Raw genomic sequence first — 20387 nt, 5'->3', positions numbered from 1 at the left:
CGGTCAACCCGCCCGGCGGGGCTCCCCGCGGTAGGTGCCGAACTGCCACAGGTTGCCCTCGGGGTCGCGGATCGTCACGTCCCGGGAGCCGTAGTCGGTCGTGTAGGGCTCGCGCACGACCTCCGCTCCCGCGGCGACGGCACGGGCGTGGACGGCGTCCGGGTCGGCGGTGACCACGTAGCAGCCCACGGCCTCGACCGGCCACTGGCCGCCGTCGTCCCGCCGGGAGCCGAGCATCACCCCGCCGCCCTCGGGCCAGTCGAGCTGGGCGTGGTCGACGCGGTCGCCCTCGCCGTAGCTCACGGTCTCCTCGAAGCCGAGGACCTCGACGAGGAAGCGGATGAGCCCGCGGGCGTCCTTCGCGCGGAAGGCGGGCCAGACCTGGGGTGGGGGAGTCGTCATGACGCGGACAGTGCCGTCGTGACCGCCTCTGTGTCTTGGGCGAATCCGAACTCGGCCGCCAGCCACCGCGTGGGGGGAAGCCCCGCGAACTCGCGCCACTCGCGGGTCAGGTGCGCCTGGTCCGCGTAACCCGCGGCCACGGCGAGCCCGGCCAGGTCCAGCCTCCGGCCGGCGGCCGAGCGGGAGGCGAGCTCGCGCCGCGCCCTGTCGAAGCGGACCACGCGCGCCGCCTCCTTGGGGCGCAACCCGGTGGCCGCCCGAAAGCGCTGCTCCAAGTGCCGGGTGCTCCAGCCGACGTGCGCGGCAAGCCGGGAGACGGGCAGCCGCCCGCCGGTCGCCGTCGTCAGCCGCCAGGCCTCCCGCACCTCGGCCGGGTCGGGGACTTCCTCCCGGAGCCGGCGCAGCAGCCCAGCCTCGAGAGCGCGGAACCGGCCCGACCACGTCGCCGCGGAACGGACCCGGTCCACCAGCTCGCCGGCCGACGGCCCGAGCAGGTCCTCCAGCGGTGCATCGACCGAGGCCAGGGCGCCGGCCGGGCAGCCGAGCAGGGCGTGGGCGCCGAACGGGGTCAGCGAGAGCTGGATGCCGGCCTGCCGGCCCGGGTGGACGATGCGCGCCGGCCGGGTGTGCAGCCCGCCGACCAGCGAGTCGTACCGGCCGGGGGACTGGACCGGATCGGGGTGGGCGGCGATATCCAGCGGCTCGTCGAGCGTGACGACGACCGTGAGGAACGGCGACGGCAGCCCCCGGTGCTCGCCGGGCGGCAGACCTTCGTGCCGGTAGCCGACCGCGGCCGCGACGAACGGGCGCAGCGCGGGGTGCGGGCGGTGCACCACCGACTCCTGCAGCACGCGGTCAGGATCGCGGGCCGGCCACGCGCTGTCACCCCCGGTCGGCCCGCGGACGGCTCAGTAGCCGCTGGAGGTCCTCGCGAGCCCGAAGACGAGGCCGAGGACGAGGAAGCCGATGCCGACCCAGCCGAGCACGATGCCCGCCGTCGCCATGCCGCTCCCGGAGTCGCCGCGTTGCCGGATCTGCTGCTTGGCCACGTAGCCGAAGACCAGCGCCAGGATGCTGCCGATCCAGTACAGCCAGAGGATGCCCAGGACCATCGACGCGACGGCCATGCCGTTCGTGCGCCGCGGCGGCGCGTACGGATAGCCGCCGTACGGCGGCTGGCCGTAGCCCGGCGGGTAGCCGCCGTAGGGCCCCGGGGGCTGCCCCCAGGCGGGCTGGTCCGGTGCGCCGTGCGGGTCACCGGCAGCCGGCTGCTGAGGTCCGGGGTAGGTCATCGCTCGCTCCTGATCACTCCGGTCCGCCGGTGACGGAGGTCCTCGCGTTCGGTCGCACATCCTGACCGTTCGCGGCGGCGATCGGGGTGAGGCGCGCGACGGCACGGACCCGAGGTGGCTGCCCGGTCTCGTCAGGCCGGATCCAGTCCCGCTGCCCCTTCGAGCGCCGCCGCCACGGCCTCGAACTCCGCCAGTGCAGCCGTGAGGTCGTCGACGATCTCCCGTGCGATGACCTCGGGGGAGGGCAGGTCGTCGAGGTCCTCGAGCGAGGCGTCCTTGAGCCAGGTGATGTCGAGGTTCGCCTTGTCACGTGCGAGCAACTCGTCGTAGGTGAAGGAGCGGAACCGCTCGCTCTCCACCCGTTCCGAGCGCGGCCGCCCGGGGCGGTAGAACTCGACGAACTCGTCCAGGTGGCTGCGCCGCAGCGGGTTCTGCTTGAGCGTGAAGTGCTGGTTGACCCGCAGGTCGTAGACCCAGAGCCGCTCGGTCCAGGGGTGGTCGGCGGCCGGCCGCTTGTCGAAGAACAGCACGTTCGCCTTCACGCCCTGCGCGTAGAAGATGCCGGTCGGCAGACGGAGCAGGGTGTGGACGTCGTAGTCGCGCAGCAGCTTCTTGCGGATCGTCTCGCCTGCACCGCCCTCGAACAGCACGTTGTCCGGCAGGACGACGGCCGCCCGGCCGGACATCTTCAGGATGGTCGCGATGTGCTGCAGGAAGTTGAGCTGCTTGTTCGCCGTGGTGACCACGAAGTCCGCGCGCTCGATCTCGCGGTCCTCGCGCGCCTCGCGACCGTCGGCGCCCACCATCGTGATCGACGACTTGCGCCCGAACGGCGGGTTGGAGAGGACGACGGAGTACCGCTGGCCGGGATCGGCGAGCAGCGCGTCCTTGACCTCGATCAGGCTCTCCCCGCTGGGCTTGCCGATGCCGTGGAGGATCAGGTTCATGGCCGCCAGGCGGGCCGTGCCGTCGACCAGCTCGACGCCGTGCGCGAAGGCGTCACGCAGGTGGTCGCGCTCCTCCGGCGTCATGTCCTCGGCGTGCTGGGAGGCGTACTCGTGCGCGGCCAGCAGGAAGCCACCGGTGCCGGCGGCCGGGTCGATGACCGTGTCGGCCGCGGACGGCTGGAGGCAGTCGACCATCGCCTGGATCAGCGGTCGCGGGGTGAAGTACTGGCCGGCGCCGGACTTGATGTCCTCGGCGCCCTTGGCCAGCAACGACTCGTAGGCGTCGCCCTTGATGTCGGTGCCGGACGCCGACCAGTTCTCCTTGTCGATCAGGTCGACGATGAGCCGCTTGAGCTTGGCTGGGTCCTGGATGCGGTTCTGCGCCTTGCGGAAGACGACGCCGAGGACGCCGGGCTGCCGGGCCAGGTCCTCCAGCATGTGCCGGTAGGTCAGTTCCAGGTCATCGCCGTCGGCGTCGAGCAGCCGCTGCCACGAGCAGTGCGCGGGCACGATCCGCTCAGGCTTGAGCGGCCGGGTCTCGCGCTCGTGCGCCATCTTGAGGAAGAGCAGGTAGGTCAGCTGCTCGGTGTACTCGATCGTCGAGACACCGTCGTCCCGGAGGACGTTGCAGTAGCTCCACAGCTTGTCGACCAGCCGCCGTGCCTCGGTCACCGAACTCCTCGTCGTCCCCGGATGTCGCCGGCCCGATGCTCGCACGTGCCGATGAGGCCACGGCTCAGGGACAGCCACCCGCGCGCGTCCTCCTGCTCGTTGCGACGGCGCCCGGAAAGGCCCGCAGAATTTACGTACTCGCGCCCTGAGCAGGGCTTTTCTGTCGTACCTCGATCGTATGTTCGACTCGTCGATCGGCCCCGCGGCGGGAGGAGGAGCACATGTCCGAGCTCCGCTCCGCCCTGGACCAGCTGGCCGAGATCGACCTCGATGCCATGACGGACGACGCGCTGCTCGACCTCGCCGCCGAGCTCGTCACCGCGAGCAACCGGGTCGCCGCGTCGGTGACCGCCGTCGTTCGAGCGGCTGACCGGCGTGAGGCCTACCGGCACGACGGCGCGGTCTCGATGAAGAGCTGGCTGCGCGGCAGCTGCCGCATGGCCCCGGACCAGGCGACGGCGATCGTCTCGACGGGTCGGCGGCTCGAGCAGCTGCCGGAGACGGCGGCCGCGTTCGCTGCGGGTGAGATCAGCTCGGCGCATGCTCGAGTGATCACCAGGGCCATGACGCCGGGCCGGCTGGCCAAGGCCGCTGACGTAGGCATCGACCTGGCCGAGACCGACGAGATCCTCGCGTCCCTGGCCCGGGCGACCGCCCCGCACGAGACGGCTCGCGGCGTGAAGGCATGGGTGGCCGGCGTCGATCCCGATGGCAGCCTCGATGACGCCGCCGACGTCCGCCGGCGGTTCACCATGGCTACCGGGATGGACGGCCGGGTGTACCTGCGGGGCGATCTGGACGCCGCCGGTGGCGAGTACCTGCACACCGCGCTCGGCGCGTTGATGAACGGGGACCGCCCCGCCGGCGACAGGCGGTCACACGCGGAGCGGCAGGCGGACGCGCTGGTGGCGCTGGCCCGCGGTGCGCTCGACGGCGGATCCCTCCCCGATGTGCGGGGCGAGCGGCCGCACGTGCGCGTGACCATCGACTGGTTGGCCCTCTGCGCCGAGCGTGGCGCCCCGGGCGGCTCCGGGGGCTCGCTGGGATGGGCGGGGCCGATCAACCCGGAGACGGCGCGGAGATTGGCGTGCGACGCCAGCGTCGTCCGCATCATCACCGGCCCGGACGGGCTGCCGCTGGACGTCGGCCGGGCACAGCGCACGGCGAGTGCCGCGATCCGCCGGGCCGTCGAGCTCCGTGACGGGCACTGCGTCTTCGCCGGCTGCGACGCCCCGCCGGAGTGGTGCGACGTCCACCACGTCGTCCACTGGGCCCACGGCGGGCCGACGAGCTGCGACAACGGGGCACTGCTCTGCGAGCGGCACCACACGAGCTGTCACGAAGGCGGGTTCACGATCCGCCGAGATCCCGGCACCGGCCACTGGCACACCTACCGGCCGGACGGAACCGAGGTTCTCAGCCGCGCCGGTCCCTGAACCGGACGGCGGCACCCGCCGCCCGGCATGTCACAGGGACTCGAAGAAGTCCTCGTCCAGCTGGTGCAGCGTCACGGTGACCTCCGCCTGCACACCCACGCCGTGCCGGAGCATGAGCTCGGCGAGGCGTGCTCCATCGATGAGCTCGATGCGGGCGTTGACACGCTCGGCCTCGGTCCGCGCACCTGCAGAGAAGCTGCTGGTGGTGATGAACACGCCGCGGTCACCCTGTGCGCCCATCAAGGCGCCCACGAATGCCCTGGATGGCCGGCCTCTGGACTGACTGGTCGGGCGCGTAGCGCTTGGCCTGGAGGTAGATGCGGTCCAGCCCCAAGGGGTCCTGGCTGATGATGCCGTCGATGCCGGCGTCACCGCTGCGGCCGGAGTGCTCGACGCCGCCGGAGCGGCCGTAGCCCATCCGCTCGAGGAGACGGACGACGAGGCGCTCGAAGTCGGTCGGTGACAGCGACAGAGCGCGCTTCAGCAGCTCACCTTCCAGGGCCGCCCGGTTCTCGGTGACCGCCTGGGACAGGAGGTCCTGCGGCGAGGCCGCATCGACCACGATCTCTGCCTCGATCACATCGTCCGCAGCAGGAGACCGCACACTGCTGCGTGAGCGGAAGTCGCGGTAACTGGGGAAGCGCTGGAGGACTGCCATGTCCACGCGTTCCGGATGCGCCGCCAAGACCTGGCGACCGGTATCGCTGATTGCGATGTGGCCACGCGCCGGTCGCTCCAGCAGACCGGCCTGGAATAGGTGGCTGATCGCCCAGGTGACGCGGTTGTCCATCCGACGCTGGCGGCCGCTGGGCAGTAGCGCCTCGCGCTCCTCGTCGGTGAGTCCGAAGCGGTCGCTCATGGCAGTGACGAGATCGCGCGTCCGCCGCACCGAGCCATCGCTCACGGCCTCCAGCAGCGGCCGCATGAGCGACTGGAAATCGGGGATCACAAGGCCGCCTCGGCCATCTCCTCGACGACCTCAACGTCGGAACTCCGCCCGGTCAACTGCCCCGAGAACGCTGCGCCGAGCAAGGCCCGCCTCAGTGAGGAGGATCGAAGCTGGAGCAGACGCAGTTCCTGACGTAGACGAGCAGCCCGCTCGCCGGTAGCCCGCAGCTGGGCCACCAGACGACGCTGCTCATCGAGAGGGGGGACCGGCATGAGCATTCCTCGCAGCCGTTCCTGAGGAAGGTGCTTGATCGTCGTTCCGGTGAACATCGCGCTTGTGTCTCCGGTACGGATGGTCGCCTCGAGCATCGCCGCAGCGAACTCAGGCGTCAGCCGGCCCGGATCGACTCGCACGCGATGCAGCGCCTTCTGGAAGGTGATCAGGTCATCGCTGCCTGGCCAGATGGCACAACGCCCCGGCTCACCGCCTTCGCAAACCAGCAGATCGCCCGGCCGAAGGGCTAGCTCCTGCCTTTCAGCCTCCGACAGGCTGACCGACTTCACGTCGCTCGTGTCGACGGAACCCCAGCGGACGTTGATGTTGCGCAGATAGGGCGTCGGCGTCCCGGTAGCCCGCTTGCTGTCGAGCATCTTGCCGAGACGGGTCTCCGCCACCTCACCGAGCGGAAGGAACTCAACGCCACGCACACGCAGTTCGTTCGCTTCCCGTTGCAGGGAGGCGACCGTCAGCGCATCGAGGCGTCGCACTCCCGCTGCAACCATGTCCTTCGCGGCGTCCAGTCGGGAGAGGTAGTCCTCCAGCAGGACGACGATGCGCCGCTGCTCGTCAAAGGAGGGGACCGGTATGGGGAGGTGGCGGATCGTCTTGAGGCCGAGTCGGGGCCTTCCCACACCGTGCAGTTGCTCGGCCGCCCATCGTTTGAGCGCCGGATTCTGCATGGCGTACATGACCCAGCGGGGATCAACCTCGTCAGACAACCGAACTCGAACGCAATCCGCTTTGACGATGGCCGCCCCAAGCGTCGCGGGTGCGAGGCACGCGCGCGGCGGGTCCTCGCCCAGCGACGCGATGAGGAGGTCGTCAGCGCGGACTTCGTGCTTGCGCAAGCCCTCGAAGTGCGACCAGGGGATAAACGCATCGGAGCTTCGGTACACACCCTCGCCGATGTTCTGGAGGCGGACGACGCGGGCACCGTCGGATGAGTAGTGAGCGCTGGTTAGCTTGGAGCCGAACGGACCGTCGGTGATTGCACCGGGCTCTGCGGCCTTCAGTTCATCGAGGACAGCCCAGCGCCACCCGTCTGGCAGATCATTCATGCGATCAGCTCGCGGTTGAGGTCGGCGAGGTAGACCGCGGCCTTCTCGCCGAGGTCGCGGAGCAGGCCATCCACGCCGCCGTGCTCGGTGAAGGGCACGTTGTCCAGGTCGTCCTCCGTGATGCCTGCCGACGCAGCGATCACGTCGGCCATGCGGTCCAGCCACCAGCGCTGCCGCTCCGTGAACACCGCCCCGGCCTGCTCCTGCTGGGCCAGCCAGGACCGGTACCGTTCGCCCACCTTCGCAGCGAAGGGTTCGAGGCGGTCGTCCGCCCCCAGAGTGAACCTCACCAGGGAGACGAGGTCGGTGACCGTGTGCCGGTCCGCGTGCCGCACCCGGCCGACCTCGATGGCCTCGTAGGCCCGCCAGATGAGGTCCGGCGTCCAGTTGTGCGGCGGCCGCTTGATCCGCTCCGCCAGCTCGCGCAGCTGCGCGAAGGTGACGCTCGCGTCCTCCGACCGCGAGTACAGCAGCTCCAGCGCCGTGATCTCGCTGCGGTTGTCCTCCAGGTACTGCCGCCACGAGGTGACCACCGAGCGCGCCTTCTCGGTGTCCACCACCCCGCCGGCACCCAGCAGCGTGTCGACGCTGACGTCGTCGATCACCTGGTCGTGCTGCCGCCGCAGCTCCTTGATCCGATCGCGCAGCTCCGGCCGCGCGGCCAGCGGCTCGACGGCCTTGTCCACCAGCTCCTGGACGGCCTTCTCCGGGTTCTCCGGCTGGGCGGAGATGGCCTTTGCCTGCTCGTCCGGGTCCACCGCGTGCACCAGGCGCTGCACGATCGCTCGCAGTGATCCGCCCGCGACCTCGTCCAACTCCGCGCGCTCAGCGGGAGTCAGGTCCAGCTCCAGCTTCGCCAACCGGGACGCGAGTGATGCCGTTTCGTCCTCGGTCAGCGTGAACATCCCGGCCTTGTCGAGCAACCGGTCCAGGGACACCGACTTCTTCCGCTCCAGCGGGGTCGCGTCCACGTGCGGGTGCTCGGTGACGCCCACGGCGTCGACCAGCACGAAGCGGTCCTTCGTGGTGGCGTCCGGCGTCACCAGCTGGAAGTCCGTGGAGGAGATCGTCCGAGATCCGCGGCCCTTCATCTGCTCGAAGTAGGACGCCGAGCGCACGTCCCGCATGAAGAACACGCACTCCAGCGGCCGGACGTCGGTCCCTGTGGCGATCATGTCCACGGTCACCGCCACCCGCAGCGTCGGCGACGTCCGGAACGCCTTGAGCGCGCCCTTCGGGTCCTTCGCGTTGTATGTGATCTTGGCGGCGAAGTCGTTGCCCTGGCCGAACACCTCGCGGACCGTGGTCACGACCTCTTCGGCGTGGTTGTCGTCCTTGCAGAAGATGAGCGTCTTGGGCACCGTCGACCGGCCCGGGAAGATCTCGGTGAACAGCCGGTCCCGGAAGGTCTCCAGCACCAGCCGGATCTGGTTCTTCGCCGTCACCGCCCGGTCCAGCTGGCCCGCGGTGTAGACGACGTCCTCGTCCAGCGACTCGTACCGCTGCTTGCGGGTCCGGCGGTCCACCTTCGGCACCACGGTGCCCGCTTCGATCGTCGATCCGGACTCGGAGATCTGCGTCCTGATCCGGTACACGTCGAAGTCGACGTTCACGTTGTCCGCCACGGACTCCGCGTAGGTGTACTCCGAGACCAGGTTCTGCTGGAAGAAGCCGAACGTCTGCTTCACCGGCGTCGCCGTCAGACCGACGATGTGCGCGTCGAAGTACTCGAGCACCCCGCGCCAGACCCCGTAGATCGAGCGGTGCGCCTCGTCGACGATCACCAGGTCGAACGACTCCGGCGGCATCTGCGGGTTGTACGAGACGTCCACCGGTGCATCGGGCACGAACCCGTCGAGGCCCGGATCATCGACGTCCTCGATCGTCCGACCCTGGAGCGCGGCGTAGACGCGCTGGATCGTCGAGATCACGATCGACGACGAGTCCAGCATCCCGGCGCTGGTCAGCGGATTGACGTTGTAGATCTCGGTGAGCCGGCGGCCGTCGTCCGGCGTGGCGTAGTTCTGGAACTCCGCGAAGGTCTGGGAGCCGAGGTTGTTCCGGTCGACCAGGAACAGGATCCGGCGGAACCCACCGTGCTTGAGCAGCCGGTAGCAGCTGGTGACGGCGGTATAGGTCTTGCCCGCACCGGTGGCCATCTGGACCAGGGAGCGGCTGTACCGCTGCTCAGCCAGCGAGCGCTCGATGCCCTCGATCGCGGTGATCTGCGCGGGCCGCAGTCCTTCGGTGATCAGCTCGGGCATGGCGCGGACCCTCGCCCGCCAGGTGGCGGCGACCGGGTCCACCTCGGCATCGCGGATGGTCCGGGCGAGCGTCTCCGGGCGCGGGAACGAGAAGATCCGCCGCGCCCGCGGGACCGGGTCGTAGCCGTTGGTGAAGTGCACCTCGGACCCCGACGCCTCGAAGACGAAGGGCAGCCGGTCGTCCAGCGTGAGCGCTCGGAGCCGGACCTCCGGCGGAAGTCCGGTCGCGTACCGAGCCGACTGCCACTCGACGCCGGACAGCGTCGTCCCTTCCGGCTTCGCCTCGATCACCCCGACGGCGCGCCGGTCCACGTAGAGCACGTAGTCGGCCCGCCCGTGCCCGCTGGCCATGATCACCTCGCGGACGGCGACACCGGGCAGCGTGAGGTTGGCCTGGCCCTGGTTCTGGACAGCCCAGCCCGCGGCCCGTAGCTGCCGGTCGATCAGCACGCGGGCGCGCTGCTCTGCGGTGAGCTGGCCTTTCTCCCCGTTCTCCGTCATGGCGTCGAGGACGATAGGGCCTCGGCCGTGCCGTAACCAGCCATGACGCGGAGTGGCTACCCCTCCCGGGGCGCGTACATGATCAGCGCGACTCCGAGCAGGCAGACCAGTGCGCCGGCGACGTCCCAGCGGTCGGGCCGGAACCCGTCCACGGCCATGCCCCAGGCCAGCGAGCCCGCGACGAAGACGCCGCCGTAGGCAGCGAGGATCCGGCCGAAGTTCGCGTCGGGCTGGAGCGTGGCCACGAACCCGTACAGGCCCAGCGCGATCACCCCCGCACCGACCCACAGCCACCCGCGGTGCTCGCGCACGCCCTGCCAGACCAGCCAGGCGCCGCCGATCTCGGCCAGCGCCGCCAGCGCGAACAGCAGCAGCGAGCGGGTGACCGTCACTCGACCGACGCCGGGCCCTGTGACCGTTCCTCGACTCCGTCGAGGAACCGCCGCAACGTCTCCAGGAAGACCTCCGGCTGCTCCGAGTGCACCCAGTGCCCGGCGTTCTTCACCTTGACCAGCCGGGTCGCCGGGAACAGCTCGTCCATCCGCTCGCGGTCCTCGGGCAGCACGTAGTGCGAGTTCGCGCCGGCGATCCAGAGCACCGGCCCGTCGTAGGTGGTCCCCGGGGGCGGCTCCGGGAAGCCGCGCAGCTCACCGAGGTCGCGCGCGAGCAGGTCCAGGTTCAGCCGCCAGCGCCAGCCGCCCGCTGCTGCGCCCACGCCCTCGCGGACCAGGCTCTGCAGCAGGAAGCTGCGCACCATCCGGCTCGGGACGGCGGTCTTCAGCGCGGCGTCGGCGTCCTGGCGGGTCTCCAGCGCCCCGAGGTCCATCGCCTTCATCGCCGCGATGTACGCGGCGAACGGCGAGGCCTCCTCGTCCTCGTCGTCGGTCCGGCCGCCCTGGAGCGGGTACTCGACCGGAGCGATGTCGACGACGACCAGCGCCCGCAGCAGCTCCGGCCTGCGCAGCGCGAGCGTCATCGCGACCTTGCCGCCCATCGAGTGCCCCACCAGGGTCACCGGCTCGCCGTAGCCGGCCAGCTCCTCGGCGACCAGCTCGGCCATGTCGAGGTAGTCGACCCGCTCGGTCCACGGCGAGTGCCCGTGGTTGGGCAGGTCGAGCAGCGTGACGCGGTGGCCGTCGGACAGGCCCTTGGCGATCGTCGTCCAGTTCTTGCCCTGGCCGAACAGGCCGTGCACGAAGACGACCCGCGGCCCGGCCTCGCCGAGCGTCCGGGCGTGCAGCCGTTCCTCCTCGCCCGCGTCCTCGGTCACCCGGCGATTCCACCACGAACCGTCGTCCCCGCCGCTTACCGTGCCGGGGACGAGGGGGAGGTGGCATGCCGGGACGACGGCGCCGCAGCAGCAGTTCCACGGGCACGACCACCCGGACCCGGGCGGCAGCTCCGCGCAAGCGGGCGGCGGCGAAACCCGGCGGGGCGAAGCCCGCTCTCGAGCTGCCGGTCGCCGGCCGGGGGGAGCGGGTGTGGGTGCTCGCCGTCCCGTTCCGGGCGCCCGCACCGGGCGCCCAGTGGCACGCCGGGCTGCAGGCGCACGTGTGGGTCGGGGCGGAGCTGCCCAGCGCGCTGGCGCCCTACGACCCGCCGCCGCACAGCTTCGAGCGGTTCGTCGAGGACGAGCTCAACGCCGTTCCCCGCCCGCTGCCCGAGCCGCGCGCCCTCATCCCGCGCGACCTGCAGTGCGACGGCGCCGACGTGATCGCGGCGCACGCCGCCGCCGGCGGCCGGGTCTTCCTGCTCGGCGACGACCCCGGCGTCGGCAAGACCGGGACGGCGATCCTGGCCGTCAAGGCGGTCGCCGAGCAGCGCGACGTCGAGCGGGTGCTGGTGGTGGCCGACCGGCCCGCGGCGATCACCATCCCGCACTGGTCGCGCTCGATCGCCGGCTTCGGTGACGGCGGGCTGCGCTGGTGCGTCACCACCTGGGACCGGCTGGGCAAGGTGGCCGCCGTCCTCAAGGCGACCGGCACGCGGTTCGACGTCGTCGTCGCCGACGAGGCGCACATGGTCCGGCACACGACGACGCAGCGGTGGAAGCACTGGAAGGCGGTCTCCGGCGCGGGCCGGGTGAAGGACGCCCCGTACGTGCTGGCGGCGACCGCCACCCCGGCGCACACCCCGCTCGAGCTGCCCTACCTGGCACCGGAGTTCGCCCAGCGGCACGGCGAGGGCCTGCGCGAGTGGGCCGACCTCCCGGCCCGGCTGGCCGCGCACGGGTTCCACGTGGAACGTGGCCGCTACGGCTGGCAGTGGACCGAGGACGCCGCCGCCCGCCGCTCGGACCTCGCCACGCTGCAGGGCTGGCTGGCCGACGCCGATCCGCCGGCCACCCTGCACCGGCCCGCGCCGTGGGGCCAGGTCTCCGTCGGCGGGGCACCGGTGACCCTGACCCCCGCCGAGCGGGCGGCCTACGAGGCGGAGTGGTCGGAGTTCCGCGCCGAGATGAAGCTGGCGCGCAAGGGCCGGCAGACCGCCCGCGGCCGCGCCGCCCTGCTCCGGTTCCGGCAGAAGGCCGGGCTGATCCGCGTCCAGGCCACGGTCGACTGGATCAAGGCCCAGGTGGAGGCCGAACGGCAGGTCGCGGTGTCGGTCGAGTTCGTCGAGACCGCGGCCGACCCGATCCGCGAGGCGCTGCTCGACGCGAAGATCCCGGTCGCCGGCATCTACGGGCGCGACCGGTTCGACGTCGAGGCCGAGCGGCTGCGCTTCCAGCGGGGCGACGCGCAGGTGTGCGTCTTCACGGTCACCGCCTCGATCAGCCTGCACGCGGAGGAGCTCCTGCCGGACGGCTCGCACGCCTCCGCGCTGCCGCGGGTGGGGCTGTTCCACCAGCCGCGGTTCTCCGGCATCCAGGCGCGGCAGGTCACCGGCCGCACGCACCGCGACGGCAAGGTCTCGCCGTGGCTGGTCGCCTTCGCCGAGGACACCGTGGAGGAGCAGGTCGCCCGGGTGATGGTCGAGCGGCTTGCGGTCAGCGGCTCGACCGCCGGCGCCGACACCGCGGCCCTGCAGGAGATCGCCGAGCTGCTCGACGCCGACTGGCTGCCCGCCACCGCGCTCAGCGAGAGCTGAGCCCGCGCCCGACGCCCGGCGGCTCGGGGTCAGCCACGCGGGAGGGAGCGACCGTCCGGCAGCGTCCGGCCGCTCAGCAGGGCGACCAGCTGCCCGCCGTCCGCGCGCACCGGTTCGCCCTGCCCCCACGTCCACCCGGAATCCGCGGCTTCGAGCCGCACGCCGGTCAGGTCGATGCCGAAGATCGCACCGTCGGCGGCGGTGAGCGAGTCACGGACCGCGGTCACCGCCTCGGGCGGGGCGACCGCCTCCCGGCCGAGCGCGACGGTGACGTCGAGCGAGTGGATGACCGCGTGGCTCAGCGCACCGGCGGCGCCGCCGCCCGGTGGCTCCCAGGCGTGCAGCTGCGGGGAGCGGAGGTCGTCCAGGAGCCGTTCGGCGGGCAGCTCGCCGTCCCGCGCCGCCACCGCGTCGGACAGCTTCGTGAAGTCCCCGCCCGCGGCGGCCATCTCGGCGCCGAACCGCTCCGGCGTCAACCGCACCGGCATCGTCACGTGCGCGACCACGTGCCGGACCTGCCATCCGGCGCACAGCGTCGGTGCCGTCCAGGTCGCGGCGGGCTCATCGGCCAGCAGGTCCGCCAGGCCCTCGCAGGTCCGGCCCACCCACACAGAGGCCGCTCGATCCGTCCCGGCCGTCCCGCTCGCGTTCATCCCCGCTCCCTCCACCCGGCCCGCTCCCTGCGGGCCGCGACGGGTGGACCGGGGCGGACCGCGGAAGTCATCGGTCAGGCGCCGGGCGTGCCCTGGAGGTCGTTGCGCGGCATCAGCCGGTCGGCGCGCAGGGGCCGCTCGTCGCCGGGGGTCTCGGTCCAGTCGACCTCCACGATCTGGCCGGCGCGCAGGCTCGTGCCGGCCCGCGGGTCGATGGCGGCGGCGTCCACCCAGCAGTCGCCCGGGACCTCGGGCAGGTCGACCAGCCCGGTGCCCGTCGCCTCGTCCCACCGGACGACCGTCCCCACGCTGGTGCCGCTGCGCGTCATGCGGCCAGCCTGCTCGGGACCGCGGACGGCGGCAAGCGGTGGCCGAACAGGGGGCGGACCCCGGGTCACCCGCGGGGAGGCGCTCCGGCGTCGCGCTCGAGGGACGCACGGTCCCAGTGCGCCGCGTCCGCCGCTGCCTCGTACGTGCGCTGCAGGAAGTCCAGCAGCAGCGCGTCCGGGTCCGGGGCGGTGCGCACCAGCTCGTAGGGCAGCACGAACTCGCTCAGCTCGTCGACCCAGCGGGCACCCCCGGGCAGCCCGGTCGCCTCCCGGAACCCGGGCGGCTCGGGGTAGGCGTAGCTGTAGAACACGCCCTCCTCCCCGGGCGGACCGGGCCAGTAGCCGCAGCTGCTGACCTCGTGGGAGTAGGCCTCCAGCATCACGTGCGGGCCGCAGTTCGGTGCGCCGCCCGGGTGGTCGGGGGCGGTACGCCCGGAGAACCGCGTCGTGGCGAGGTCGAGGGCTCCCCAGAACAGGTGCACCGGGCTGGACTTCCCGACGAACCGGTCCCGGAAGACGGTGAAGACCCGCGTCATCTGCACCATCGCCTGCCAGAAGCGGTGCACCGCATCCGGGTCGTAGCTGGCGTGCTGCCGGTCGTCGGCGAACGGGACGGCTCCGGGGATCTCGACCGGCACCGGCCAGATCGGCGTCCCCACCCCCAGCTCGTCGAGCAGCCGCATGAACTCGGCGTAGAAGTCGGCCACGGCGCGGGGCACCAGCGGCAGCGTGCCGCGCCCGCCGTCGGTCGTGAGAACGTCGAGCCGGTGGTCGACGAGGTCGAGGTCCACCTGGAAGGACGGCCCGCTCGGGTGCGGCACGAGCGAGGTGGTCAGGCCGCGGGCGGTCACGTACAGCGGCACGTTCCACCAGTGGTTGGCCAGCGGCGCGTTGGCCATGCGCACCTTGCCGATGACCTGCGTGTACAGCTGCAGTGTGTCGCGCGTATCCGCCCAGTCGGCGACGCGGATCGTCGGCCACTGCTGCGCGGGGGTTCGCTCGTTCACGGGCCCAGTCTGCCGCTCCGGCCGGCGCTGCTAGGTTCGGCCTCGTACGTGGCACGGGGTGTCCCGCCCGGGACTGAGATCACACCCGTCGAACCTGCTCCAGTTGGTACTGGCGAAGGGATGTCACCGGCATGCATGCCGTCGATCTGCGGGCTGCCCGCGAGGCGCTGCGCGAGCAGCAGCCCCTGGTGCACTGCCTCACCAACACCGTCGTCCAAGCGTTCACCGCGAACGCCCTGCTCGCCGCCGGCGCGGCCCCGGCGATGGTCGACGCCCCGGAGGAGGCCGGCGACTTCGCCGCGGTGGCCTCGGCCGTCCTGGTCAACGTCGGCACGGTGAACGCCCGGACGGCCGACGCGATGCGGCTGGCCGCCCGGTCGGCGGGGGAGGCCGGCACCCCCTGGGTGCTCGACCCGGTCGCCGTCGGCGGGCTGGCGTTCCGCACCGACCTCGCCGCCGGACTGGTGGCGCTGCGCCCGGCCGTCGTCCGCGGCAACGCCTCGGAGGTGCTGGCCCTGGCCGGCACGGGCGCCGGCGGCCGGGGCGTCGACTCGACCGCCGGGCCGGAGGAGGCCGCCGCCGCGGCCGCCGACCTGGCCCTGCGCACCGGGGGCGTCGTCGCGGTCAGCGGCCCGGTCGACCTGGTCACCGACGGGCGGCACACCGTCCGGATCGGCGGCGGCTCGGCGCTGCTCACCCGCACCACCGGCGCCGGTTGCGCGCTGGGCGCCCTGGTGGCGGCCTACGTCGCCGTCACCGACGACCCGCTCGCCGGTGCCGTCGCCGCGCACGCCCACGTGGCCCTGGCCGCGGAGGTCGCCGCCGACGTCGCCGACGGGCCGGGCACCTTCGCCCCCGCCTGGCTGGACGCCCTCGACGCCCTCGACGGGGCGTCGCTCGAGCGGGCGGACGTGCGGAGCGCGGCGTGAGACCGCCGTTCGACCCGACGCTGTACCTGGTCACCGACACCGCGCTCTGCCGGCCCCGCCCGGTGGCCGACGTGGTGCGCGCGGCCGTCGCCGGCGGCGTGACCGCGGTCCAGGTGCGGGACAAGGACGCGCCCCGCCGCGAGCTGCTCGCCCTCACCCGGGCGGTGCAGGCCGCCCTCGCCGACCGCCCGGACGTCGCCGTGTGGGTCAACGACGCCGTCGACGTCGCGCTGATCGCCGGCGCCGACGGCGTGCACGTCGGCCAGGAGGACCTGCCGGCCGCCGACGTCCGCGCCGTCCTCGGTCCCGACCGGCTGCTCGGCGTCTCGGTCGAGAGCGCCGCCGACCTGGCCGCCGTCCGCGCGCTCCCCGCCGGCACCGTCGACGTGGTCGGGCTGAGCCCGGTGTGGGCGACGCCCACCAAGCCCGAGGCCGGACCGGGGCTGGGCCTGACAGCCGCCGCCGCGCTGGCCGCCGCAGCCCACGAGGCCGGCCTGCTGGCCGTGGCCATCGGCGGCATCGACGCCGATCGCGCCGCCGCAGCGGCCGCCACCGGGGTGGACGGCGTCTGCGTGGTGTCCGCGGTCTGCGCCGCCGGCGATCCCGCCTCCGCCGCCCGCCGGCTGCGGGACTCCCTCGCCCTGGCGGGTGCCCGGTGACCCCCACCGCGCTGACCGTCGCCGGCAGCGACCCGAGCGGCGGCGCCGGCATCCAGGCCGACCTCAAGACGTTCAGCGCCCTCGGCGTCTACGGCACCGCGGTGCTCACCGCCCTCACGGCGCAGAGCACCCGCGGGGTGACCGGCGTCCACCCGGTGCCGGCCGCGTTCGTCGGGGAGCAGCTGCGCACCCTCCTGGACGACGTCGCCGTGCACGCCACCAAGCTCGGCATGCTGGGCACCGCCCCGGTGGTGCGCGAGGTCGCCGCCGTCCTGGCCGAACGGCGTCCCGGTCCGGTCGTCCTCGACCCGGTCATGGTCGCCACCAGCGGCGACCGGCTCATCGACGACGACGCCGTCGCCGCGGTGCGCGAGGAGCTGCTGCCGCTGGCCGACCTGGTGACGCCCAACGTGCCCGAGGCCGCCGCCCTCCTCGACGTCGCCCCGGCCACGTCGGCCGACGAGCTCCCCGACCAGGCCCGGGCGCTGCTGGCGCTGGGGCCGCGGGCGGTCCTGCTCAAGGGCGGCCACCTGGGCGGCGCGGCGAGCACCGACGTCCTGGCCACCGCCGGCGGGGTCACGGCCACCCACCGGCCCCGGGTGAGCACGACGGCGACGCACGGCACCGGCTGCACGCTGTCCAGCGCCCTGGCCGCGCTGGCCGCCCGCGCCGGCGGCGTGCCGGACTGGCCGGTGCTGGTCGAGCCGGCCCGCGACTACCTGCACCGCGCCCTGGTCGCCGGCGAGGGGCTCGGCGTCGGCTCGGGCGCGGGGCCGGTGCACCACTTCGCCGGGATCTGGCCGTCGTGACGCCCTTCAGCGCCTGCGCCTGGGCGGCGACGGCGGAGCTGCGGGCGGCGATCGACGGGCTGCCGTTCCTCGCCGGGCTGGCCGACGGCACCCTCGACCGGTCGGTCTTCCGGCACTACCTGGAGCAGGACGCGCTCTACCTGGGCGGATACGCGCGGGCCCTGGCGCTGCTGGCCGCGCGGGCCCCGGACAGCACCGCGGCGGCCTTCTGGGCGTCCTCGGCGCACGGCTGCCAGGCGGTGGAGGCGCAGCTGCACGCCGACCTGCTCGGCAGCGAGCTGCTGGGCGCCGCGCCGCCGGACGGTGAGCCGTCGCCCACCTGCCTGGGCTACGTCAGCTACCTGGTCGCGACGGCGGCCACCGCGCCGTACGCCGTCGGCGCCGCGGCGGTGCTGCCCTGCTTCTGGATCTACGCCGACGTCGGCCGGCGGCTCGCGCGGACGGCCGCGGCGGTGCCGGGCCACCCGTACCGCCGCTGGATCGACGCCTACGCCGACGACGGCTTCCAGCAGGCCACCGGGACGGCGCGGGACCTCGTGGACGCCGCCGCGCAGCGGTGGCCCGGCGACGTGCCCGAGATGCACCGCGCGTTCGCCACGGCGACCCGCTACGAGCTGCAGTTCTGGCGGGCCGCCGCGGTCCGCGAGAGGTGGAGCTGCCCCGTCTGACCGCCCCTGTCCCCTCCCCGGCCGACAATGGTCCGGTGAGGCGAGAGGCGAGCATCCTGCACCTCGACCTCGACGCCTTCTTCGCCGCGGTCGAGCAGCGGGACAAGCCCTCGCTGCGCGGCCGCCCGGTCGTCGTCGGCGGGGTCGGCGGGCGCGGCGTCGTCGCCACCGCCTCCTACGAGGCGCGCGCCTACGGCGCCCGGTCGGCCATGTCGACGGCGGAGGCCCGGCGGCGCTGCCCGCCGGGCACGGCCTTCCTCGGCGGCCGGTTCGCCGCCTACCGCCGGACGTCGGACGTCGTCATGGGCCTGCTCCGCGGGCTCTCGCCGCTGGTCGAGCCGGTGTCGATCGACGAGGCCTACGTCGACCTGGCCGCCTCGGGAGAGCACGACCTCTCCGTCGACGCCGTGACGGAACTCGGCCGGTCCCTCAAGGAGCGGATCGCCGCGGCCACCGGCGGGGTGACCGGCTCGGTGGGGATCGGCAGCTCCAAGCTCATGGCCAAGCTCGGGTCGGAGCTCGACAAGCCCGACGGGCTGGTCGTCGTCCCGCCCGGCCGGGAGCTCGACGTGCTGCACCCGCTGCCGGTGACCTCGCTCGGCGGCGTCGGGCCGGCGACCGCCGAGCGGCTGCACCAGGTGGGCGTGAAGACCGTCGGCGACCTCGCGGCCCGGTCGCTGCCCGACCTCGTGGCGCTGGTGGGCAAGGCGCACGGCGCCGGGCTGCACGCCCTCGCCCGGGCGGAGGACGACCGCGCCGTCGTCCCCGACCGCGAGGTGAAGTCCGTGTCGCACGAGGAGACCTTCGAGCGCGACCTGACCGATCTCGCCGTCCTCGGCCGCGAGATCGACTCGATGGCCACCCGGGTCGGCGCACGGCTGCACAAGGGCGGCATCTCCGGGCGCACCGTCACGCTGAAGCTGCGCCGCTACGACTTCACCACGCTGACCCGCTCGCAGACCCTGCCGCAGCCGACCGACGACCCCCGGCAGATCGCGGCGATCGCCCGCCGGCTGCTGCAGGAGGCCGGCGCCGGCGGTGGTCTGCGGCTGCTGGGGGTCGGGGTCTCCGGGCTGTCGGTCTACGCCCAGGGCGACCTGTTCGCCGAGGAGGACGACGGCGCTCCGGTGACCGCCGCCGAGGACACCCCCGCCGAGGCGCCCGAGGAGCCGCCGCCTCCACCGGACAAGCGCTGGTGGCCCGGGCAGGACGTGCGGCACGACGAGCTGGGCGCGGGCTGGGTGTGGGGCCGCGGCCTGGGCCGGGTGACCGTGCGCTTCGAGGGCCCGCTCACCGCGCCCGGCCCGGTGCGGACGCTCGCCGCCGACGACCCGGCGCTGCACCCGGCCGATCCACCGGACTGGCAGGCCCCCTCGGGTCCTGGCCCGGTGTCGTAGCCCCGCGGCATGCTGCGGGCATGACGAGCTGGGCGGAGGTCGAGCGGGAGGTGCCGGACCTGGCGGCGCGGGTGTGCAGCGCGTTCGCGGCGGCGAAGCACGCCACCATGGCGACGCTCCGCGCCGACGGTGCGCCGCGGATCAGCGGCACGGAGGTCGAGTTCTCGGCCGACGGGGAGCTGCGGCTGGGGTCGATGCCGGGCGCGGTGAAGGCCCGCGACCTGCGCCGGGACCCGCGCGTCGCGCTGCACAGCCCGACCGCCGATCCGGGCGAGGGCGGCACGGCGTGGCCGGGGGAGGGGAAGGTGGCCGGCGTCGCGGTGGAGGAGCCGGCGCAGGAGGACGGCGCGCACGTCTTCCGCCTCGACCTCACCGAGGTGGTGTGGACCGGGCTGACCGACGACCGCTCGGCGCTGCGCATCCTGTCCTGGCACCCGGGCCGCGGGCTGCAGGAGCGGGTGCGCAGCTGATCCGGGGCACCGGCATGCTGGGAGGCATGGCGGAACGCAGCGCGTGGGTGGAGATCACCGAGAACGACCCCGGCCACTCGGCCGCCTACATCCAGCGGTTCCGCGATCTGGCCGCCCAGGGCGTGGACCTGGTGGGCGAGGCGCGGCTGGTCGACGCGATGCTGCCGCGGGGCTCGCGGGTGCTCGACGCCGGCTGCGGGCCCGGCCGGGTCGGCGGCCACCTCGCCTCGGTGGGTCACGACGTCGTCGGTGTGGACGTCGACCCGGTGCTGATCGCCGCCGCCGAGGAGGACCACCCGGGCCCGCGCTGGCTGGTCGGCGACCTCGCCGAGCTGGACCTGCCCGCCGCCGGGATCCGCGAGCCGTTCGACGCCCTCGTCTGCGCCGGGAACGTCATGACCTTCCTGGCACCCAGCACCCGGGGCGAGGTCCTGCGGCGCATGCGGGCGCACGTGGTGGCCGACGGCCGGGCCGCGATCGGCTTCGGGGCCGGGCGGGGCTACCCGTTCGACGAGTTCCTGTCCGACGCGCGCGCGGCCGGCTGGGCCGAGGACCTGCTGCTGTCCACCTGGGACCTGCGGCCGTTCACACCCGACGCCGACTTCCTGGTCGCCGTCCTGCGCGCCGCCTGACCGGCTG

22 protein-coding genes and 1 riboswitch are annotated in these 20387 nt (G+C 73.5%); of the genes, 9 read left to right on the top strand and 13 right to left on the bottom strand.

The genetic code is table 11. The annotated features are described in order from the left end of the window. Positions 1 to 3: 3 nt before the first annotated feature. The 4 genes from DQ241_RS01125 to DQ241_RS01110 form a co-directional block, all read right to left on the bottom strand. Complete coding sequence (locus DQ241_RS01125) at positions 4 to 402, bottom strand: VOC family protein (RefSeq protein WP_113828283.1); 399 nt, start codon at positions 400 to 402, stop codon at positions 4 to 6. Further along, entirely contained in the window at positions 399 to 1253 is an 855-nt protein-coding gene (locus DQ241_RS01120) for a helix-turn-helix domain-containing protein (RefSeq protein ID WP_113828282.1), read from the bottom strand. Before DQ241_RS01120 ends, DQ241_RS01125 begins: the two co-directional genes overlap by 4 nt. A 57-nt stretch (positions 1254 to 1310) precedes the next feature. After that, positions 1311 to 1694 carry a DUF4190 domain-containing protein gene (locus DQ241_RS01115; RefSeq protein ID WP_158545848.1) on the bottom strand — a complete coding sequence of 128 codons (384 nt, stop codon included), beginning with the start codon at positions 1692 to 1694 and terminating at the stop codon, positions 1311 to 1313. 131 nt (positions 1695 to 1825) lie between these two features. Continuing rightward, entirely contained in the window at positions 1826 to 3313 is a 1488-nt protein-coding gene (locus DQ241_RS01110; RefSeq protein WP_113828278.1) for a class I SAM-dependent DNA methyltransferase, read from the bottom strand. A 221-nt stretch (positions 3314 to 3534) separates the two neighbouring features. Between DQ241_RS01110 and DQ241_RS01105 the strand changes: the two genes are divergently transcribed. Continuing rightward, positions 3535 to 4749: an HNH endonuclease signature motif containing protein gene (locus DQ241_RS01105; protein WP_113828276.1), complete on the top strand. Its 1215-nt coding sequence runs from the start codon at positions 3535 to 3537 to the stop codon at positions 4747 to 4749. A gap of 30 nt (positions 4750 to 4779) precedes the next feature. Here the strand turns inward: DQ241_RS01105 and DQ241_RS21245 are convergent, their stop codons facing one another. Genes DQ241_RS21245 through DQ241_RS01075 form a run of 6 tightly spaced genes read right to left on the bottom strand, consistent with a single transcriptional unit; the run spans position 4780 to position 11010 of the window. After that, the gene (locus DQ241_RS21245) at positions 4780 to 4965 is read right to left on the bottom strand and encodes a restriction endonuclease (RefSeq protein WP_255410948.1); all 186 of its coding nucleotides are present in this window, start codon (positions 4963 to 4965) and stop codon (positions 4780 to 4782) included. A 7-nt stretch (positions 4966 to 4972) separates the two neighbouring features. Then, complete coding sequence (locus DQ241_RS01100) at positions 4973 to 5698, bottom strand: winged helix-turn-helix domain-containing protein (RefSeq protein WP_255410947.1); 726 nt, start codon at positions 5696 to 5698, stop codon at positions 4973 to 4975. Continuing rightward, positions 5695 to 6975, bottom strand: a complete 1281-nt coding sequence (locus DQ241_RS01095; protein WP_113828274.1) for a restriction endonuclease subunit S — start codon at positions 6973 to 6975, stop codon at positions 5695 to 5697. Before DQ241_RS01095 ends, DQ241_RS01100 begins: the two co-directional genes overlap by 4 nt. After that, positions 6972 to 9740 (bottom strand): DEAD/DEAH box helicase family protein, encoded by a 2769-nt coding sequence (locus DQ241_RS01085; RefSeq protein WP_199583955.1) that lies wholly within the window; start codon positions 9738 to 9740, stop codon positions 6972 to 6974. The genes DQ241_RS01095 and DQ241_RS01085 overlap by 4 nt, the downstream gene beginning before the upstream one ends. 56 nt (positions 9741 to 9796) lie before the next feature. Next, entirely contained in the window at positions 9797 to 10132 is a 336-nt protein-coding gene (locus DQ241_RS01080; protein WP_113828269.1) for a YnfA family protein, read from the bottom strand. Further along, on the bottom strand, positions 10129 to 11010 hold the full coding sequence (locus tag DQ241_RS01075) for an alpha/beta fold hydrolase (RefSeq protein WP_113828267.1): 882 nt from the start codon (positions 11008 to 11010) through the stop codon (positions 10129 to 10131). The genes DQ241_RS01080 and DQ241_RS01075 overlap by 4 nt, the downstream gene beginning before the upstream one ends. 65 nt (positions 11011 to 11075) lie before the next feature. On the opposite strand from DQ241_RS01075, the gene DQ241_RS01070 reads away from it, so the two are divergent. Continuing rightward, complete coding sequence (locus DQ241_RS01070; RefSeq protein ID WP_113828265.1) at positions 11076 to 12827, top strand: helicase; 1752 nt, start codon at positions 11076 to 11078, stop codon at positions 12825 to 12827. A gap of 29 nt (positions 12828 to 12856) precedes the next feature. On the opposite strand, the gene DQ241_RS01065 is transcribed toward DQ241_RS01070, so the two are convergent. The 3 genes from DQ241_RS01065 to DQ241_RS01055 all read right to left on the bottom strand — a co-directional run bounded on the left by DQ241_RS01065 (position 12857) and on the right by DQ241_RS01055 (position 14816). After that, positions 12857 to 13480 carry a maleylpyruvate isomerase family mycothiol-dependent enzyme gene (locus DQ241_RS01065; protein ID WP_113828263.1) on the bottom strand — a complete coding sequence of 208 codons (624 nt, stop codon included), beginning with the start codon at positions 13478 to 13480 and terminating at the stop codon, positions 12857 to 12859. A gap of 74 nt (positions 13481 to 13554) precedes the next feature. Further along, a complete protein-coding gene (locus DQ241_RS01060) occupies positions 13555 to 13809 on the bottom strand; it encodes a hypothetical protein (protein ID WP_113828261.1) in 255 nt (84 codons plus the stop codon). 65 nt (positions 13810 to 13874) lie between these two features. Continuing rightward, entirely contained in the window at positions 13875 to 14816 is a 942-nt protein-coding gene (locus DQ241_RS01055) for a DUF5996 family protein (protein WP_113828259.1), read from the bottom strand. 44 nt (positions 14817 to 14860) lie between these two features. Next, positions 14861 to 14954, top strand: a riboswitch (TPP riboswitch). Here DQ241_RS01055 and thiM point away from each other — a divergent pair. The 7 genes from thiM (at position 14948) to DQ241_RS01020 (ending at position 20380) form a co-directional block, all read left to right on the top strand. After that, positions 14948 to 15745 carry a hydroxyethylthiazole kinase gene (gene thiM / locus DQ241_RS01050; protein WP_113828257.1) on the top strand — a complete coding sequence of 266 codons (798 nt, stop codon included), beginning with the start codon at positions 14948 to 14950 and terminating at the stop codon, positions 15743 to 15745. It overlaps the preceding riboswitch by 7 nt. Next, complete coding sequence (gene thiE, locus DQ241_RS01045; RefSeq protein ID WP_113828255.1) at positions 15742 to 16404, top strand: thiamine phosphate synthase; 663 nt, start codon at positions 15742 to 15744, stop codon at positions 16402 to 16404. Before thiM ends, thiE begins: the two co-directional genes overlap by 4 nt. Next, complete coding sequence (gene thiD / locus DQ241_RS01040) at positions 16401 to 17213, top strand: bifunctional hydroxymethylpyrimidine kinase/phosphomethylpyrimidine kinase (RefSeq protein ID WP_113828253.1); 813 nt, start codon at positions 16401 to 16403, stop codon at positions 17211 to 17213. Before thiE ends, thiD begins: the two co-directional genes overlap by 4 nt. Further along, entirely contained in the window at positions 17210 to 17881 is a 672-nt protein-coding gene (locus DQ241_RS01035; protein WP_199583954.1) for a TenA family protein, read from the top strand. Before thiD ends, DQ241_RS01035 begins: the two co-directional genes overlap by 4 nt. Positions 17882 to 17916: 35 nt before the next feature. Continuing rightward, entirely contained in the window at positions 17917 to 19278 is a 1362-nt protein-coding gene (locus tag DQ241_RS01030) for a DNA polymerase IV (protein WP_113828251.1), read from the top strand. Between the two features lie 20 nt (positions 19279 to 19298). Then, complete coding sequence (locus DQ241_RS01025; RefSeq protein ID WP_113828249.1) at positions 19299 to 19748, top strand: pyridoxamine 5'-phosphate oxidase family protein; 450 nt, start codon at positions 19299 to 19301, stop codon at positions 19746 to 19748. A gap of 26 nt (positions 19749 to 19774) precedes the next feature. Then, positions 19775 to 20380, top strand: coding sequence for a bifunctional 2-polyprenyl-6-hydroxyphenol methylase/3-demethylubiquinol 3-O-methyltransferase UbiG (locus tag DQ241_RS01020; RefSeq protein ID WP_113828881.1), 606 nt, complete (start codon positions 19775 to 19777; stop codon positions 20378 to 20380). The last annotated feature ends 7 nt before the right edge of the window (positions 20381 to 20387 follow it).

Source organism: Blastococcus sp. TF02A-30 (assembly GCF_003319185.1).
Lineage (GTDB): Bacteria > Actinomycetota > Actinomycetes > Mycobacteriales > Geodermatophilaceae > Blastococcus.
Note: the sequence above shows the minus strand (reverse complement) of the source record. Positions and strands in the feature narration are given on the sequence as shown.